18 protein-coding genes are annotated in these 16,837 nt (G+C 41.5%); 8 read left to right on the forward strand and 10 right to left on the reverse strand.

Annotated features, from left to right (window positions below; all coding sequences use genetic code 11):
- The first annotated feature begins 74 nt into the window (after positions 1-74).
- The 3 genes from trxA (at position 75) to ACU0NF_RS05070 (ending at position 2,695) form a co-directional block, all read left to right on the forward strand.
- On the forward strand, positions 75-401 hold the full coding sequence (gene trxA / locus ACU0NF_RS05060; protein ID WP_086175779.1) for a thioredoxin: 327 nt from the start codon (positions 75-77) through the stop codon (positions 399-401).
- 329 nt (positions 402-730) lie between these two features.
- Positions 731-1,999: a transcription termination factor Rho gene (gene rho / locus ACU0NF_RS05065; RefSeq protein WP_131385892.1), complete on the forward strand. Its 1,269-nt coding sequence runs from the start codon at positions 731-733 to the stop codon at positions 1,997-1,999.
- A 420-nt stretch (positions 2,000-2,419) separates the two neighbouring features.
- Positions 2,420-2,695 carry a hypothetical protein gene (locus ACU0NF_RS05070; protein WP_131267060.1) on the forward strand — a complete coding sequence of 92 codons (276 nt, stop codon included), beginning with the start codon at positions 2,420-2,422 and terminating at the stop codon, positions 2,693-2,695.
- A 183-nt stretch (positions 2,696-2,878) separates the two neighbouring features.
- On the opposite strand, the gene ACU0NF_RS05075 is transcribed toward ACU0NF_RS05070, so the two are convergent.
- From ACU0NF_RS05075 to pheS, 3 genes are all read right to left on the reverse strand, one after another.
- The gene (locus ACU0NF_RS05075; protein ID WP_004649746.1) at positions 2,879-3,175 is read right to left on the reverse strand and encodes an integration host factor subunit alpha; all 297 of its coding nucleotides are present in this window, start codon (positions 3,173-3,175) and stop codon (positions 2,879-2,881) included.
- Complete coding sequence (pheT, locus tag ACU0NF_RS05080; RefSeq protein WP_445660343.1) at positions 3,172-5,553, reverse strand: phenylalanine--tRNA ligase subunit beta; 2,382 nt, start codon at positions 5,551-5,553, stop codon at positions 3,172-3,174. The genes ACU0NF_RS05075 and pheT overlap by 4 nt, the downstream gene beginning before the upstream one ends.
- A gap of 182 nt (positions 5,554-5,735) precedes the next feature.
- On the reverse strand, positions 5,736-6,716 hold the full coding sequence (gene pheS / locus ACU0NF_RS05085; protein WP_445660344.1) for a phenylalanine--tRNA ligase subunit alpha: 981 nt from the start codon (positions 6,714-6,716) through the stop codon (positions 5,736-5,738).
- Between the two features lie 156 nt (positions 6,717-6,872).
- On the opposite strand from pheS, the gene ACU0NF_RS05090 reads away from it, so the two are divergent.
- The gene (locus tag ACU0NF_RS05090; protein WP_445660345.1) at positions 6,873-7,916 is read left to right on the forward strand and encodes a hypothetical protein; all 1,044 of its coding nucleotides are present in this window, start codon (positions 6,873-6,875) and stop codon (positions 7,914-7,916) included.
- A gap of 131 nt (positions 7,917-8,047) precedes the next feature.
- On the opposite strand, the gene ACU0NF_RS05095 is transcribed toward ACU0NF_RS05090, so the two are convergent.
- The 3 genes from ACU0NF_RS05095 to orn form a co-directional block, all read right to left on the reverse strand.
- Entirely contained in the window at positions 8,048-8,557 is a 510-nt protein-coding gene (locus ACU0NF_RS05095; protein WP_445660346.1) for a pyridoxamine 5'-phosphate oxidase family protein, read from the reverse strand.
- Between the two features lie 399 nt (positions 8,558-8,956).
- Complete coding sequence (locus ACU0NF_RS05100) at positions 8,957-9,745, reverse strand: tRNA threonylcarbamoyladenosine dehydratase (RefSeq protein WP_445660347.1); 789 nt, start codon at positions 9,743-9,745, stop codon at positions 8,957-8,959.
- A 204-nt stretch (positions 9,746-9,949) separates the two neighbouring features.
- A complete protein-coding gene (gene orn, locus ACU0NF_RS05105; RefSeq protein WP_445660348.1) occupies positions 9,950-10,504 on the reverse strand; it encodes an oligoribonuclease in 555 nt (184 codons plus the stop codon).
- 125 nt (positions 10,505-10,629) lie between these two features.
- Between orn and rsgA the strand changes: the two genes are divergently transcribed.
- The 4 genes from rsgA to secB all read left to right on the forward strand — a co-directional run bounded on the left by rsgA (position 10,630) and on the right by secB (position 12,959).
- Positions 10,630-11,688: a small ribosomal subunit biogenesis GTPase RsgA gene (gene rsgA / locus ACU0NF_RS05110; RefSeq protein ID WP_445660349.1), complete on the forward strand. Its 1,059-nt coding sequence runs from the start codon at positions 10,630-10,632 to the stop codon at positions 11,686-11,688.
- A gap of 93 nt (positions 11,689-11,781) precedes the next feature.
- Entirely contained in the window at positions 11,782-12,189 is a 408-nt protein-coding gene (locus ACU0NF_RS05115; RefSeq protein ID WP_131385906.1) for a rhodanese-like domain-containing protein, read from the forward strand.
- A 21-nt stretch (positions 12,190-12,210) separates the two neighbouring features.
- Complete coding sequence (gene grxC, locus ACU0NF_RS05120; protein WP_445660350.1) at positions 12,211-12,465, forward strand: glutaredoxin 3; 255 nt, start codon at positions 12,211-12,213, stop codon at positions 12,463-12,465.
- 38 nt (positions 12,466-12,503) lie between these two features.
- Positions 12,504-12,959, forward strand: coding sequence for a protein-export chaperone SecB (gene secB / locus ACU0NF_RS05125; protein WP_131216434.1), 456 nt, complete (start codon positions 12,504-12,506; stop codon positions 12,957-12,959).
- Positions 12,960-13,104: 145 nt separating this feature from the next.
- On the opposite strand, the gene ACU0NF_RS05130 is transcribed toward secB, so the two are convergent.
- The 4 genes from ACU0NF_RS05130 to ACU0NF_RS05145 form a co-directional block, all read right to left on the reverse strand.
- Positions 13,105-13,911 (reverse strand): enoyl-ACP reductase FabI, encoded by an 807-nt coding sequence (locus ACU0NF_RS05130; RefSeq protein WP_131267068.1) that lies wholly within the window; start codon positions 13,909-13,911, stop codon positions 13,105-13,107.
- Positions 13,912-14,086: 175 nt separating this feature from the next.
- Entirely contained in the window at positions 14,087-14,821 is a 735-nt protein-coding gene (locus ACU0NF_RS05135) for a Bax inhibitor-1/YccA family protein (protein WP_445660351.1), read from the reverse strand.
- 174 nt (positions 14,822-14,995) lie between these two features.
- Positions 14,996-15,817, reverse strand: a complete 822-nt coding sequence (locus tag ACU0NF_RS05140) for a TatD family hydrolase (protein WP_445660352.1) — start codon at positions 15,815-15,817, stop codon at positions 14,996-14,998.
- Entirely contained in the window at positions 15,817-16,809 is a 993-nt protein-coding gene (locus ACU0NF_RS05145) for an RsiV family protein (RefSeq protein ID WP_445660353.1), read from the reverse strand. Before ACU0NF_RS05145 ends, ACU0NF_RS05140 begins: the two co-directional genes overlap by 1 nt.
- Between the last annotated feature and the right edge of the window lie 28 nt (positions 16,810-16,837).

Raw genomic sequence — 16,837 nt, forward strand, 5'->3', positions numbered from 1 at the left:
TCTACATAGTTAAACGAGGCTATGTAATACTTATAGATATAAAACTATCTTAAAATTTTATTTGGAGCATATCCATGTCTGGCAATATCGTAAACACAACTGATGCAAACTTCGAAGCTGACGTTTTACAATCTGACGTTCCTGTACTTGTCGATTTCTGGGCAGGCTGGTGTGCACCATGTAAAGCAATTGCTCCTGTATTAGAAGTACTTTCTACAGAATTCGAAGGCAAAGTTAAAGTTGTTAAAGTTGACGTAACTGCTTGTGAAGCAACTGCCGTGAATTACAACATCCGCAACATTCCTGCACTATTGATGTTCAAAAATGGTGAAGTGGTTGCGCAGCAAGTAGGCGCAGCACCAAAATCTAAATTGACTGCATTTATTGAAGAAAACATCTGATTCAAAAACAGTCCTATTTAATCCAATACGCTATCTCCGGATAGCGTATTTTTTTCGTCTATAAATTGACAAAAGCTCTATTCTCTCTTATATTGCATGTTCAAGGAATAAAGGATTTTCAATCCGCAATTTTCTTACAAGACACAACACATAAGATCGCCGCTCGGCAACAGAAATTGTTTTTACACTTTTTTCTTCGAAACAATGAATCAGATCTCTGAATTGTTATTGTGCAAATACAATTACGTTACTTTTTTTGCGTGCAAGCGGCTGAATGTTGCTCCCTTTCCTCATCTCTATTCCAGAATTTTGATTCTATCAGACCCCCTATGAATTTAACTGAACTCAAGAAAAAACCGATTGGCGAACTCATCAAGATTGCCGAGTTTATGGGCCTAGAAGGAATGGCTCGTAACCGTAAGCAAGACATCATTTTTGCCATCTTAAAACGCCATGCAATGAATGGCGAAGAGATTTTTGGTGATGGTGTTTTAGAAATTCTATCTGATGGTTTTGGTTTCCTCCGCTCTGCAGCAGGTTCTTATCTTGCAGGTCCTGATGACATTTATGTCAGCCCATCTCAAATTCGTCGCTTTAACTTGCGTACTGGTGACACCATCACAGGTACGATTCGCCCACCGAAAGAAGGCGAACGCTATTTTGCTTTATTAAAAGTTAATCAAATTAACTACGACACGCCTGAAAACTCACGTAACAAAATATTATTCGAAAACTTAACCCCATTGTTCCCAACTGAACAGCTGGTGATGGAGTTGGGTAACGGCACTACTGAAGACTTAACCTCGCGTGTGGTTGACTTGGTTGCACCGATTGGTAAAGGTCAACGTTCAATTATTGTTGCGCCGCCTAAAGCCGGTAAAACCATGCTTTTGCAAACCATCGCACAGTCAATTGTGCGTAACAATCCTGAATGTTTCCTCATTGTGCTTCTGATTGACGAACGTCCGGAAGAAGTGACCGAAATGGAACGTACCGTTCGTGGTGAAGTGGTTGCATCAACCTTCGATGAATCTCCTGCTCGTCACGTACAAGTGGCTGAAATGGTCATCGAAAAAGCAAAACGTCTGGTTGAACACAAAAAAGACGTGGTAATTTTGCTTGACTCAATCACCCGTTTGGCACGTGCATATAACACTGTTATTCCTTCATCAGGCAAGGTATTGACTGGCGGTTTAGATGCACATGCACTTGAACGACCTAAACGCTTCTTCGGTGCAGCACGTAATATTGAAGAAGGTGGTTCATTGACCATCATTTCTACTGCCTTGATTGAAACTGGCAGTAAAATGGATGACGTGATCTACGAAGAATTCAAAGGTACAGGTAACCAGGAAATCACGCTTGATCGCCGTATTTCTGAAAAACGCGTGTTCCCTGCAATGAATATCAAGAAATCCGGTACACGTCGTGAAGAACGTCTCATGAGCGAAGATAACCTGCGTAAAGTTTGGATTCTGCGTAAACTGCTTCACCCTATGGATGAATTGGCCGCAATGGAATTCTTGCTCGATCGTATGAAAGAAACCAAAACCAATGATGATTTCTTCGATCAAATGAAACGTAAAGCAACTAGCTAATTCGATTCATTATTATTTTATATATAAAAGGCTATCTATAACGATAGCCTTTTTATTTGGTTGACTTTGTTTACATAAAACTACAATTGGTCATTTTTATTGTAAACTTTTATGCAAGTTTATGATTGTTAAAATATTCATACAAAAAATACTATAGTTTTTAGCAAGTTATTTAGTACTTATCCAATATAAACCCTCCACTTGATTGTTATTTTCTGTTAATAAATTGCTCATTTTTCATCATTTTCATCATTTTTCGTCTGCTCCCTAGTAGTAATTCAAAATGCGCAGTGATAGCATATTTGCAGACCAGTTAGACTGCCTTTGCATTGTTACTGCCTAACAAATATTAGGAAGAATAAAAGCACTCAACAGGCTAACATAGGTTTTTTTTAATCTCATATTTTAGAGAGTGATGCCATGTTATTCAAAAAAATCGCTATTGCTGCTGCAGTTGCTACTACTTTAGCTTTCGTTGGTTGTGCTAAAAAAACTGAAGACGCTGCTGCTGACGCTAACTCTGCTGCATCTGAAGCTGTAGAAGCTGCATCTGAAGCTGAAGCTGCTGCTTCTGCTGCTACTGTTGAAGCTGCTCCTGCTGCTGACGCTGCTGCTTCTCAAGCTGCTGACGCTGCTTCTGTAGCTGTTGACGCTGCTGCTGACGCTACTGCTGCTTCTCAAGCTGCTGCTCAATAATCATTACGATTATTAAGTAAAAAAAGAGAGCCTTTGGCTCTCTTTTTTTATGTCTAAAATAAAGCTTAATAAAATAAAAATTATCTCATTTTATTTTCACCTGCGACATTATTTCCTACCATAGCCTACTTCACCTTCACTCAAGTAATAGAGCTTGGCAAATTTAAAATAAAAAAAAGCAGATCAATCGATCTGCTCATTTCCTACGCGCTGGCGGAATTTCTGCCCTGCACGGAATGTGACTACACGGCGTGCAGAAATTGGAATTTCTTCACCCGTTTTCGGGTTTCGACCTGGGCGTTGACGTTTATCACGCAACTCAAAGTTACCGAACCCCGAAAGTTTTACTTGCTCGCCTGAGATTAGCGCTTGGCTAATCTCATCGAAGAACAACTCGACCATTTGTTTTGCTTCACGACGGTTTAAACTCGTGAGCTCACTTAAATGATCAGCCATTTCTGCTTTTGTTAATGCTGTCATGAAGCCCTCAATGTCGCCTGATAAGTGTTTTGCAACACTTCGATGATTTGATCCATACCCGATTTAATTTCAGCATCTTCAAGTGTACGTGATGGATGTTGCCATAAAATTGCAAATGCTAATGAGCGTTTACCTTCTTCGACACCTTGTCCAGTGTATACATCGAACAGCCAGGTCGAGCCTAATAACTCTCCACCCGTTTTTTCGATAAGTTGCTGAATTTCGCTAACATTAATCTTATCACTAATTAAAAGCGCAATATCACGTCTAACCGATGGAAAACGTGATAATTCTGTAAAATTAGATACATAAGTTTGCAAAACAGCCTGTTGATCGAGTTCTGCTACCCAAGTGATGCCCAAATCGAGTTCATCTTCTAAAGATGGGTGCAAACGGCCGAGGTAACCGACAGACTTGCCATCTACTAAAATCTCAGCAGATTGACCAGGATGTAACCATGCACGTTCTGAACGAACATATTCAACTTTCACACGGCCCGCAGCTAAAATCTCTTCAACTTCACCTTTAAGGTCAAAGAAATCCATCGGCTGTGCTTTAGCATGCCAAGATTCAGCATTTTTAGCACCGACTGCAATTAAAGCCAAAGTCGGGATTTGTTTCAGATCATGAATGCTCTGCGCATCTTGATAATCAAAACGTAAACCCAGCTCAAAGAAACGTACGCGATTTTGCTGACGATTAATATTGTACTGCACGCATGGAATCAAGCTTGATAACAAAGTCGAACGCATCGCAGCTAATTCGCTTGAGATTGGATTCGCCAACATCAATGGATTAACATTTGGATTCAATTGTTTTTCAAGTTTGGCATCGGCAAAGCTGAAGCTGATCGCCTCTTGATAACCTAAAGTCACCAAGGTTTGACGAAGTTGAGGCAATTCAAACTGATCTTGATGTTTTGCAAGTTTCACATCAATCACAGGCAGACTGATTTGAATATTGTCATAGCCGTGAATACGGGCAACTTCTTCAATCAAGTCTTGATAAATGGCCATGTCATAACGGTGTGAAGGCGGAACAACAGTCCACTCGCCTTGTGCTTTTACCGTTACGATACAACCGAGACGCTGCAACGCATCGGTAATAAAGTCACTTTCAACGCGATAACCCAACAATTGATCCACTTGAGCTTGATTCAGTTCAATCGGGTCACGTGTTGGTAAAAGTTCAGCTTTTTCTGCAACAGTGACTGGACCAAACTCACCACCCGCCAATTCAGCAATAAGCTGTGATGCACGGTTCATGGCAATCATTGGTAATTCGAAATCGACACCACGTTCATAGCGCTGAGATGCATCGGTATGTAAACCATAACGGCGTGCACGACCTGCGATGTGCAATGGCGCGAAGAATGCAGATTCAAGGAAGATTTCAGTGGTTGCATCAGTCACAGATGAAGACAGGCCACCCATAATACCGGCAATCGCCAATGCTTTTGCATCATCTGCAATCACCATCACATCTTCAGTCAATTCAACTTCTTGCTCGTTCAAAAGAACCAGTTTTTCAGCAGCCGTTGCCTGACGCACATGAACTGCACCTTGAACCTTGCCGCCATCAAATGCGTGTAATGGTTGACCGAGCTCAATTAAGACGTAGTTTGTAATATCGACAAGAATACTGTGCTGACGGATACCAGAACGAGCCAGCGCACGCTCCATCCATTCAGGTGTCGGTGCTTTGGTGTTGACGTTTTTGATTATACGGCCCAAATAACGCGGACAACCTTCTGTATCAACAACTACATTTTTAAGGTCTGTAATTGTTGCAGCAACTTCCTTGATTTCAGGTGCAGTCACAGCCAATTGGTTAATTACACCAATCTCACGTGCAATACCACGGATACTGAAACAGTCACCACGGTTTGGCGTGATGCTGATATCAATCACGTTGTCATCAAGGTTTAAATATTCACGTACATTTACGCCTACAGGCGCATCGTTCGGTAATTCTAAAAGACCATCAATTTTATCTTCAAGGTCAATTTCAGAAGCACCACACAGCATGCCTTGTGATTCCACACCACGAAGCTTGCCTTTCTTGATTTTGAAATCACCTGGCAATACTGCACCAATGGTTGCTACAGGAGCTTTCATCCCTGCACGTACATTTGGCGCACCGCATACGATTTGTAAAGGCTCACCTGAACCAATGTTCACTGTGGTGACACGTAAACGGTCTGCATCTGGATGCTGTTCTACAGTCAGAACCTCACCTACAACCACGCCTGTAAATGGTTTAGCTGCTGGCGCTAATTCATCGACTTCCAGACCAAGCATGGTGAGTTGGTCAGAGAGTTTCTCGCTATCAATGGCCGGGTTGACCCATGTGCGTAACCAATTTTCGCTAATTTTCATAAATTCATTTTCCTGAATCTCCCCTAACCCCTCTTTAAGAAAGAGGGGAATTCTCACACGATATTTTTCTTCGTGTAAGTCCCCCTTTTTAAAGGGAGATTGAGGGGGATTTTTAAATCTAAAAATTCAATTTCTGTTTTAACACTCTCCTCAATTGAGGGAGAGGCCATCAATAATCTGTCTTAAGCAAATTGGCGTAAGAAACGCACATCATTTTGGAAGAACATACGCAAGTCATTTACGCCGTAGCGAAGCATTGCAAAACGTTCTACACCCAGACCAAAAGCAAAACCTTTATATTTTTCAGGATCGATGCCCGCTGCTCGAAGCACGTTCGGATGTACCATACCGCAACCTAGAACCTCTAACCAACGACCGCGTTCATCCATAATATCCACTTCGGCACTTGGTTCAGTGAACGGGAAGTAAGATGGACGGAAACGTACGGTTAAATCTTTTTCAAAGAATTCATTTAACAGGTTAACCAACAAGCCTTTCAGTTCCGCAAAGCTGGTATTTTCCGCAATGTATAAGCCTTCAATTTGATGGAACATTGGCGAATGGGTTTGGTCCGAGTCACAGCGATAGACACGGCCCGGGCAAACAATGCGAATCGGCGGCTGTTGGGTTTCCATGGTACGGATCTGTACACCTGAAGTATGCGTACGCAATAAATGATTGACATCAAAATAGAAGGTGTCATGCATGGCACGCGCAGGGTGATGACCCGGAATATTCAGTGCTTCAAAGTTGTGATAATCATCTTCAACTTCAGGACCGGTCGCAACCGTAAAACCCGCTTTGGTAAAGAACTGGCAAATACGTTCTTGCACTTGAGTCACAGGGTGGATACTACCCACGCTTTGACCACGACCTGGCAAGGTAATGTCGATCATTTCGCTAGCAAGTTTTTGTTCTAGTGCAGCTTTTTGTAATTCCGCCTGGCGTGTCGTTAATGCACCAGTAATGGCTTCACGTACAGCGTGAATTTTCGCCCCAAAAACTTTACGTTCTTCAGGATCCATTTTACCGAGTGCCTTCGATTGTTCCGCGAGCTGGCTTTTCTTCCCTGTAAATTGCACTCGTACTTGATCGAGTGTAGCAAGGTCTTGAGCTGCTGCAATCGCAGCGAGCGCTTCAGTGGTCAGGGCTTCCAGTGACATAGTAACTCTCAAAGCAACAATTTAAAAATATAATAAAACCCCATATTCTAACAGTTTTTGAACGTATTGATGAAGTTCCCTGTAGAGGAAAATTAGATTGGCATCCAGATTTATAAAAAGTATAAGATAAAGTCATTATTTATGAGATCAATAACAATGGCACTCGATCCAATCTGGAAACAACAATTGACTTTGGTAACGTATGGTAATGAGTATCTCAGCCAGAATTTAAGCTTTAATTACTGGGTACAGCATTCCATTTTTAACCAGCATAACTTGCGTTTCCGTGATCTCATGTCACAACATTTACTGGCGCAACATTTTCAAATCTGGCTTGAAGGTCTAAAAAAACAAGGCAGTCATCGCATTAGCTTACATAGCTCAAGCCTTTTAATTGACGAAAAAAATCCAAATGCCAATGTAGAGCTTTTAGCCATTCCGCATTTTATTGTCAGCCATGAACATAATAAAAAAACCGCCTGGATTTTTGGTAAGGAACTCCCAGAATGGTATAGCGCTGACAATGACTATGAAGCGCCTAAACCGCAGCAGGAACAATACCGTCAGGAAACATTTTGGCGTTTTGATTTAAATCCCAAGCTTGCAAAACGTGTTGATGCCGATTTGCAGCAGCCGAATTGGGATGACATTCAGACCTATACCGACAACGAGCTGTTCGATAGCAAATTTGCACAAGGCCTTAGCGAGCCGGCAAACCGGGATTTCCCTTATTACGGCCTCACTCAAGCCGAAACCGAAAATGCTGATGGCTCGCTTTTGCTCGAAAGTAAGTATTTGCCCTTGCTGCCGACTGAGTATCAAGCAGATTATGCACATACCACCCTACATCGTTTAGAAGCATTATCGAGTTACATTCAGCATAAACAGCAGCATCCATTTCATGCTGATGGCAATGAACTAACACCTGAAGAACAACTGAATCTGCGTCACTTTTCGCAAAAGCTGGATGATTTAAGGGCAAAGTTTATTGTCAAAGTCGCCAATCACTATCAGTCTGCAAAACTGACCAAAGTAGAAATAGCCAATCCTCTGGATGGAGCACATACAACTATTCCCGCCTCACCCCATTTAAAAGCCCACAAAGCGCCCGGTTCACATAAAGTCGGTGCATCTGGGGTAATTAAACTGATTTTGCTGACTATCGTGATTTGTATCCTGGCTTATTATTTCGGACTTTAATTTTTATAAAGATACTAAAAAATTCATTTTACTTAATAGAAAAAGAAGAACACGTATTTTACTCTATACGTGTTCTTCATACTTAGCCTAAAACGCTTAAGCTATATTTTTTGACCTGAAATACTGACCGATTATAAATCGAGTTTTTTGTGATCCGAATCTACTTCGCCAGCATGGCCTGTCACACTGCCTTTAATTAATTTAAATAACTGAGTTACTTTATTGTCAGTCACGTTCCAGTATTCTGCGCTGACACCTTCAGCAACCAATACGCGCACACTTGGGTCATCCTTACCTGTAAACCAGTTCTCAGCCCAAGGGTTCCAGAGCAGGTCGATCAAGGCTGGATCGGTGCTGAGATGTGCATGGGCACTGATCGAAACATAAATGCCATCCGAAGGTTTGGTAAAGGACAATCCAATCTGATTACGCCCAGAATTCACAGCACTGACCAGATCGTTAGTATCCTTCAAGATAAAATAAAGATTATGACCTTCACTGATCTGTTCAGTCTTGTCGGAATTCAGCATGGTCATGGGTTGTGAGTGTAATTCTTGTGTCTCAGTGGTGTGACTGATCATTGCATAGCGTACTTCCTTGATCAGTTCCCATAATTTTTCGCGATTATGATTATCCGTCATTACTTTTCTCCTGAAGCTAAACTTTAGAAATAAGAAAGAAAAAATTATTAAATTTTGTGCATTCGCTTCTTTTCCAGAGTAGTGATATTTTTTGCTTTGAGTATCCCACCTTACTCAACTTATACATTTGAATAATAAAAGATTGGCTTAAAGCTCATAAGAAATAACGAAAAAGAATTTACTTACCAGGAGAATCAGGAAGTCGAATCTAGGTTGAGCTTTTTATGGTCGGTGAAATAACAGGAAAAAAGTAGGGTAACTGATAAATATAATTATTATTCAATGTATTAGCTTTGACTTTAGGTGAATCATATTCAGGACTGTTGATATTTAAGAGAAACACAAAAAGTAATTCACAAAATGAAAATATCAACAGTCCAGATTCTATAAGCCCAGATTCTATAATGATTTTGATGCTGCAGTTTTCGCTTTTTTCACAGTCAGCTTTTTCAATACTTCTGAAACTGCAATCATGGCAAAACTTGAAGTGACCACCACCGCTGAACCATAACCGCCGCAACGCAAGCCGGCACTTGGACAAACATCTGCACTTGAGAATGGGTTATCAATCGAATACACGCAGGTAATGCCAAACTTCTCTTTGGTCTTTTTGCAAATTCCTTTGGCACGTAACTGACTGCGCAATTTTGCCAGCATCGGGTCCTGTTCGGTTTTAGATAAATCTGCGACACGAATTTTTAAGGGATCAAGCTTGCCACCTGCCCCGCCCGACACAATCAAAGGAATTTTATTAAATCGGCAATGCAGCATTAAGGCCAGTTTGGCTTTGACGTCATCAATGCAGTCCAGAACCACATCCGGTTTGCATTCTAGAAGTTCTGTGACATTGTCAGGCGTTAAATAATCATCGACCAGATTGATTTTGATCCGTGGATTAATTGAATGACAGCGCTCGGCCATTACCTCAATTTTTTCACGTCCCAAGGTCGAACTCATGGCTGGCAACTGACGGTTAATATTAGATGCCGCCACTACATCCATATCAATTAAGGTCAGTTCAGCAATACCGGTACGTGCCAGAGCTTCAACCGCCCAAGAACCGACGCCGCCAATTCCAATCACCATCACATGACTGTGTTCATACTGGCGAAAGGCTTCATCTCCATAAATTTTTTCCACACCTGCAAAGCGGCGCTCATATTCATCATCTTCAGGAAGATCAGTCATTCGTCATCTGGCATCTAAAAAACACCGGCGCATTTTACCAAATTCTGCCTGTATTCGATAATCTATATCTTCAGCATGATCTTCCATATGATTAAGCCGATGAAATAAAAATAAAAAATTGCGCAAAAAATAGAAATAGAATTTTTTTAGCTATAAAAAAGAGGCTTTCGCCCCTTTTTTCAATGTCTATAAATCGGTCATTCTTTACTTATTGGTAATAAAGAAATACTCGCGATAATATTTGAGTTCAACAATCGAATCACGAATATCATCCATGGCCAAATGTGAGGCATTCTTTTTCAGTCCACTCATAATTTCTGGACGCCAGCGTTTCGCCAACTCTTTCACTGAAGAGACATCAAGATTACGGTAATGGAAGAATTGTTCCATTTCCGGCATTAAACGGTGCAAGAAACGGCGGTCTTGGCAAATGGAATTACCACACATGGGTGATGATTTTGGTGTCACCCATTTTCTCAGAAACTCTAAGGTTTGTTGTTCCGCATCTTGCGCAGTAAGTTTACTGCGGCGTACACGTTCAATCAGACCGGATTGTCCATGTTGACGGGTATTCCATTCATCCATCGCATTTAACACGCGATCTGGCTGGTGAACAGCAAGCACAGGGCCTTCCGCCAAAATATTGAGGTTATCGTCCGTCACAATGGTTGCAACTTCAATAATTTGGTCGTTATCAGTATCTAGACCTGTCATTTCAAGGTCAATCCAAATGAGGCGGGTATCAGGAGTGCTGCTCATAAATGTGCAATCTTATTAGGCTTAAAAACCGCTATAGTAGCAAATTTATTGCGTCGATGCTGTAACTGGTACCCCGCTTCATGCTATTTTTGACATCCCTAGTTCATGGTTTTTTTAGGATATGAATGGCTTTAATTCGTAAACGTCGTTTAACTGAACAGCAGCAACGTCGCATTCAGAAACAACATCAAACACGTCAAGAAGAACTCGACACTTCAAGTGATTTAGAAGGCTTGGTGGTACAGCACTATGGTCGTCAACTTGAGGTTCAAGCCCTATCAACGCCTGATGAGCATCCGATCAAACCTGAAGTACTCGCAGGTGAACCAGAACCTTTCTGGAAGCCGATTGAACTCGGCAGTGTCTGGCGCTGTCATACCCGTACCAATTTAGAAGCACTGGTCACCGGTGACCGTGTTAAATGGCAGGCTGACCCGAATACCGGCCTCGGCATTATTACCGCCATTCATCCACGTCAATCCCTGCTAACCCGTCCTGACCGTTACCATAAAGTTAAACCGGTTGCAGCCAATGTCAGTTTAATTGTGATTGTGTTTGCCTCCTTCCCCGAAGTCGCGCCAAGCTTAATTGACCGTTATATCGTGGCGTGTGCCGATGCAGAAATTCCTGCACTTTTGGTGCTGAATAAAGCTGACTTAATCAAAGAAAATGATCCGATTTTGAATCTAATGAAAGAGTATCAGGCCTTAGGTTATGAAGTGATTCAAACTCAATCTGGTGGTGATTTATCAGAACTGGCAAATCGTTTGGCGGGTGAAACCGTGGCCTTTGTGGGACAGTCGGGTGTCGGAAAAAGCTCGCTGATTAATGCCATGGTTCCCGATGCTGCACAAAAGACCAATATTATTTCAGAAAACTCTGCGCTAGGTCAGCACACCACCACCTCTACACGTTTAATTGCGTTTGGTGAAGGTGCAGCACTGATCGACTCACCCGGAATTCGTGAATTTGGTTTATGGCATTTAAACCCCGACAAAGTTCAGCAAGGTTTTCCTGAAATTGAAAATCTGCTTGGACATTGCCAGTTCCGTAACTGTACCCATAAGCACGAAAAACAATGTGCTTTACGTCAGGCAGCCGCGAATGGTGAAATTTTACAGCGTCGTTTGGACAGTTATTTACGTTTAAGCGATGAAATTGCTGAAGCACAGCAAAAAAATTAGTTTTTCTTAACCCTTAGCCCTTGAAGCGGCGATTTTGATCGCCATATTTATGAGCTATACTCTAGGCAATTTTAAATTGTAATTAGGTGACTTGTGGAACGTTGGTTGGAATTTATGGGGAATCACCCCTTCTTGTTTGGAACACTTGGGGTTCTCATCGTTTTGTTCTTCGTTTTGGAAGGACAACGCAATGGTCGTAAGATTTCACCACAGTCTTTAGGTATTTTAGTCAAAGCTAAAAATGCCATGCTGATTGATTTACGCGATGCGAAAGACTTTCGTGAAGGTCATATCAGCGGTAGCCGTAACATTCCGTATAGCCAAATTGCAAGCCATATTGAAGAGTTAAAATCTTCGGATCGTCCACTAGTGTTTATTTGTAACCTCGGTCAAATTGCAGGTACAGCTTTGCAACAAGTGGGTCATGCTGATAGCTACCGTTTAGATGGCGGCGTAAACAACTGGAAAGTCCAAGGTTTACCCCTCATTAAAAGTAAATAATTCGCTTAAGGAGATATTTTAATGGCTGAAGTAATCATTTATTCAACAACTGTATGCCCTTACTGCGTTCGCGCGAAACAACTTCTTGAGCGTAAAGGCGTTGCATATAAAGAAATTAATTTATCTAAGGAAGCGCCTGAAGTACGTATTGAATTGATGCAACGCACCAATCACCGTACTGTTCCACAAATTTTTATTAACGACCAATTTATCGGTGGTTTTGACCAACTTTATGCTTTAGAGCGTGAAGGAAAACTCAACGACTTATTGGCTTAATGGTTTTATTAAGTCACCCTCATATTAAGGATTAAAAAATGAGTGAACAACAAGCTCAACCGCAATTAGCACTTGAACGTATTTATACTAAAGATATTTCTTTTGAAGTACCTGGGGCGCAAGTTTTTACCAAGGAATGGCAGCCTGAATTAAATATCAACCTGTCTTCTTCTGCAGAAAAAATTGATGCGACCCATTATGAAGTTGCGTTACAAGTGGTTGTTCAAGCGAATAACGCCGGTGAAACAGCATTCATCGTTGACGTGACCCAATCAGGTATCTTCTTGGTGGATAGCGTTGAAGAAGAACGCCTTCCTTATATTCTGGGTGCATACTGCCCAAATATCCTGTTCCCATTCTTACGCGAAGCTGTAAATGACATGGTCACTAAAGGAAGCTTCCCGCAATTGCTTCTTACTCCAATTAACTTCGATGCTGAATTCGAAGCAAATATGCAACGTGCTCAAGTTGCCGCTGCTGAAGGTCAAGCTTAATTCTTTAAGCCAGCCTCATATAAAAAAGACCGCATATGCGGTCTTTTTTATTTTCCATTTATTCCCTCTCCCTTTGGGAGAAGGTCGGGATGAGGGGGATTATAGAATCCTCCCCAGCCCTCCTTTAATAAAGGAGGGAGTTTTTTTATTCAGCATCCGCCATCAAATCTGCACTCATACCAACCGTATTAAAGCCAGCATCAACATACATAATCTCACCGGTAATACCATTTGCCCAAGGTGAGCATAGGAATAATGCTGCATTACCCACATCTTCAATGGTTACATTACGTTTAAGTGGCGCAACTTTCTCATTCAGGTCGAGCATTTTACGGAAAGATTTAATGCCTGATGCTGCCAGTGTACGAATTGGACCCGCTGAAATGGCATTCACGCGAATACCTTCACTACCCAAGCTTGACGCTAAATAACGTACACCTGCTTCCAACGATGCTTTCGCCATACCCATCACGTTGTAGTTTGGCATCACACGTTCAGAACCCTGGTAAGTCAACGTCAGCAAGCAACCTTGACGAACTTTGAGTAAAGGTTTCGCAGCACGTGCCATGGCAACAAAGCTGTATGCACTAATATCGTGGGCAACGTTAAAACCTTCACGGTCAGTAACATCGGTAAAGTCGCCATCCAAGGTATGCGCTGGTGCAAAACCGATTGAATGAACCACGCCATCCAGACCATCCCAATGTTTTGCCAAGTCTAGAAAAGCCTGGTCAATTTCAGCATCAACGGCCACGTCACAAGGAAAAACTAAAGTTGAACCAAACTGTGTAGCAAAATCATCAACACGTTTTTTTAATTTTTCATTTGGATAAGTAAATGCGAGTTCCGCACCTTCACGGTGTAAGGCTTGAGCAATACCAAATGCAATGGATAACTTACTTGCAACACCTGCGATTAAAAAGCGCTTACCCGCCAATAGTCCTTGTGCCATGTGAATCTCACTCAAAATAATTTACAAGCATAATGCCAAGTCTGGAGCATTTGCGAAATTGCATAATGCACCTTTTTTAGCATGTTCTGTAAAAATCATAAAAAATGCCCCTATAGGTAGGAGCATTTTTATTTAAATGGATTTTACTTTTAGGATGGCTAATCATCTAGGACGACTAATCATCGCCTTGTAATAAACCAAGCAAACGCAGGAAGGAATAATACATCCAGACCAAAGTCGCCAATAAGGCAATACCACACAACCATTCCATCGCTTTCGGGGCGTACTGTGCAGCTGATGATTCAATCAGGTCAAAGTCGAGAATCAGGTTTAAAGAAGCAATCACCGCAACAAATGCAGCAAAGCCGATCCCGAGCCAGTTACTTTCAAAAATGTAAGGAATGCTTGAGCCAAAAGCCAAACGCATGACAATTTGCACCACAAAGACAATGGCGATCGCAATGGATGCAGACAATACTACCGCTTTAAATTTTTCTGTAGCACGAATAATTTGAAAGCGATACAAGGCAAACATCACCAAGGTGGTAATAAAGGTCGCCAGTAAAGCTTGCAAAGGTACACCCGGGAATTTCACCTGGAAAATCACTGAAATTCCGCCTAAAAAGGCACCTTCAAATAAGGCATAAGGAATCGCTAACACCGGTGCCGTATTCGGTTTGAATGTCGCGATAAGTGCCAAGATCAATCCACCAATCGCACCGACCATTGCACCGGCATAGGCCAGTGATAAATTCATGGTCATAAAGCTATACAGAAACAGAGACAAACCTACCGCAGCAGCAATCACCGTCAGTAATACTGATTTTTGGATCGCGCCTTGCACCGTCATGGTCTGGTTAAAATCACTGTGGGTTTCCACCCGGGTTAAAATGGGATTATTACTTTGCATAATTCACTCATTATTTTTCATTTAGATTTTTAAAATAGTATAGACAGGTTTTAATAATAGAAAATGGATCTTTGCAACATTCTACAAAACAGGAAGATCTAAGGACTACATTCATAGCAAACGATGAAATCAAATACCAATATTTATGGATAAAAGGTTGTTTCATAACGTTTTTTACGAATCAAGATGTAAGGCATGCAGTGAATTTTGCCATAATTTTTCAGCAAGAAAAGCTTGATCCAGATTTAGTGATTGTGCCAGTCCATCCAAAACATAAAGCAAATTCACAGGCGTATTTCGGGTTCGGTGTTCGGTAGAACTTTGACAACATAGGGGCGTCATATCTGGGCAGTCTGTTTCCAAAACCAAATGTTCTGCACCCATGGCCTGAATCACCGCATGTAATTTTTTCGCATTCGGATTGGTAATTTGTCCGGTGACACCAATTTTAAAACCCAGTTTAGTAAAAGCCTTGGCTTCTTCTATGCCGCCACTAAACGCATGGGCAATACCGCCCAATTTAAATTGATGCTGCTTCAAGATTGCCAATGTTTCAGCATGCGATTTACGAATATGCAATAACACGGGCTTATGAAATTGCTGCGCCAATTCAAGTTGTGCAGAGAAATAATCTTGCTGCTTTTGAAAAATGTCTGCTTGTTTGTGCTGTTTTAAAAAAGTATCCAGACCAATTTCACCAATCGCCACACACGATTCAGTTGTTAAAAGTCGCTCTAAATCTGCAAGGTGTGATATTTGATGATCTTCAATATAAAATGGATGCAGACCCGGCGCTAGATAACTTTGGGGCGCATCCGGTAATTGATTTAAAAAACGCTGAGTTTGAACCAAATCGTTAAAGCGAGATTGTACAAAACCAATCAAAATTAACCGTTCCAGCCCCACCTTTTTTGCAGCATGCGCCAGTTGTTCCCGATCATGATCAAAATCGGGAACATCAAAATGGGTGTGAGTATCAAACAGTGAATAAGACATTAAGACTGAGCTTTACTTGCTGTAGGGGTACTTGCCGGCGCTGAAGCATTCTTTGCTTCAACCGGAGGTAAATACTGTTTCTTCAGCACAGTTTGCAATTGATCATAAGGAATGGTCAAACGTGGCAATCCCACCACATAAGGACCGATCTCATATTCGCCATATTGTAAAATCAAACCTTGGCTGGACAAATAGAAATTATCCGATAAGGTGAATTTCCATGCCTGTTCATATTCTTCAACACTATTCGCCAACTTGGATTCAATCACCCAAGTTTTAAACACTTCATGGGCTTTCTTTTCCAAAGCTGCTTTTTGATTCGGCGCTAAAATATCATTCAGCTCAACCTGTTTTTTCTTTTCCAAGTCAAAATTATAGTAGCGCTGTGAGGATGAGCCATGCGCCCCACCCAAGTAACTACTCGAATTTAAAACTACAGTCGCCAAAGGCAAGTCTGCATTTAAGATCTTCGGCTTGATCATTAAACTGATTTGATGATTGGCACTTAATGCCTTCAATTCTTTATCCAAAGACAGGAAATTTACCAAATAAGGTGCAACTTGTTGTTCCAGTTTTTGCTTCGGTGTTTCAACTGCTAGCGATGCTGGCTGTTCAGCTGCCTGATTCTGAGCTTTTGAATCTTTCGGATTTTCCGCTGTTGTCGCCTGCTGATTTTCTTTCAACAACTTTGGCGAAATATCCAAAATTTGATCCAGCTGTTTTAAAATTTGCTGGTCAATAACGTCATCAATAAAGGCCTGGTTACTGGAAAGGCGTTCAATTGAAATTTCAGGACAACTATTCCCATCACATTCAGGCAAAGCTAAAGTTAACTTTTCAGAATCCCCTGCCAATTTTAATGCTTCAGCCTGAACCGCTTCAGATGCTGCCGCTTGATCCTGTTTAGGTTCGGTTTGCTTAGGCTGGCAGGCACTCAATGCAATCGCTGCAGCAAGCATACTCATGGTAAAGATTGTTTTATTTTTTAGCATCATCTGACCTATCATTTTAATCGGGTAA

The organism is Acinetobacter sp. F16, from assembly GCF_052712855.1.

What these genes read in the sequence shown, in the direction of transcription:
- trxA (WP_086175779.1), top strand. Translation starts at nt 75, where the DNA reads ATGTCTGGCAATATCGTAAACACAACTGATGCAAACTTCGAAGCTGAC.
- rho (WP_131385892.1), top strand. Translation starts at nt 731, where the DNA reads ATGAATTTAACTGAACTCAAGAAAAAACCGATTGGCGAACTCATCAAG.
- ACU0NF_RS05070 (WP_131267060.1), top strand. Translation starts at nt 2,420, where the DNA reads ATGTTATTCAAAAAAATCGCTATTGCTGCTGCAGTTGCTACTACTTTA.
- ACU0NF_RS05075 (WP_004649746.1), bottom strand. Translation starts at nt 3,175, where the DNA reads ATGACAGCATTAACAAAAGCAGAAATGGCTGATCATTTAAGTGAGCTC.
- pheT (WP_445660343.1), bottom strand. Translation starts at nt 5,553, where the DNA reads ATGAAAATTAGCGAAAATTGGTTACGCACATGGGTCAACCCGGCCATT.
- pheS (WP_445660344.1), bottom strand. Translation starts at nt 6,716, where the DNA reads ATGTCACTGGAAGCCCTGACCACTGAAGCGCTCGCTGCGATTGCAGCA.
- ACU0NF_RS05090 (WP_445660345.1), top strand. Translation starts at nt 6,873, where the DNA reads ATGGCACTCGATCCAATCTGGAAACAACAATTGACTTTGGTAACGTAT.
- ACU0NF_RS05095 (WP_445660346.1), bottom strand. Translation starts at nt 8,557, where the DNA reads ATGACGGATAATCATAATCGCGAAAAATTATGGGAACTGATCAAGGAA.
- ACU0NF_RS05100 (WP_445660347.1), bottom strand. Translation starts at nt 9,745, where the DNA reads ATGACTGATCTTCCTGAAGATGATGAATATGAGCGCCGCTTTGCAGGT.
- orn (WP_445660348.1), bottom strand. Translation starts at nt 10,504, where the DNA reads ATGAGCAGCACTCCTGATACCCGCCTCATTTGGATTGACCTTGAAATG.
- rsgA (WP_445660349.1), top strand. Translation starts at nt 10,630, where the DNA reads ATGGCTTTAATTCGTAAACGTCGTTTAACTGAACAGCAGCAACGTCGC.
- grxC (WP_445660350.1), top strand. Translation starts at nt 12,211, where the DNA reads ATGGCTGAAGTAATCATTTATTCAACAACTGTATGCCCTTACTGCGTT.
- secB (WP_131216434.1), top strand. Translation starts at nt 12,504, where the DNA reads ATGAGTGAACAACAAGCTCAACCGCAATTAGCACTTGAACGTATTTAT.
- ACU0NF_RS05130 (WP_131267068.1), bottom strand. Translation starts at nt 13,911, where the DNA reads ATGGCACAAGGACTATTGGCGGGTAAGCGCTTTTTAATCGCAGGTGTT.
- ACU0NF_RS05135 (WP_445660351.1), bottom strand. Translation starts at nt 14,821, where the DNA reads ATGCAAAGTAATAATCCCATTTTAACCCGGGTGGAAACCCACAGTGAT.
- ACU0NF_RS05140 (WP_445660352.1), bottom strand. Translation starts at nt 15,817, where the DNA reads ATGTCTTATTCACTGTTTGATACTCACACCCATTTTGATGTTCCCGAT.
- ACU0NF_RS05145 (WP_445660353.1), bottom strand. Translation starts at nt 16,809, where the DNA reads ATGCTAAAAAATAAAACAATCTTTACCATGAGTATGCTTGCTGCAGCG.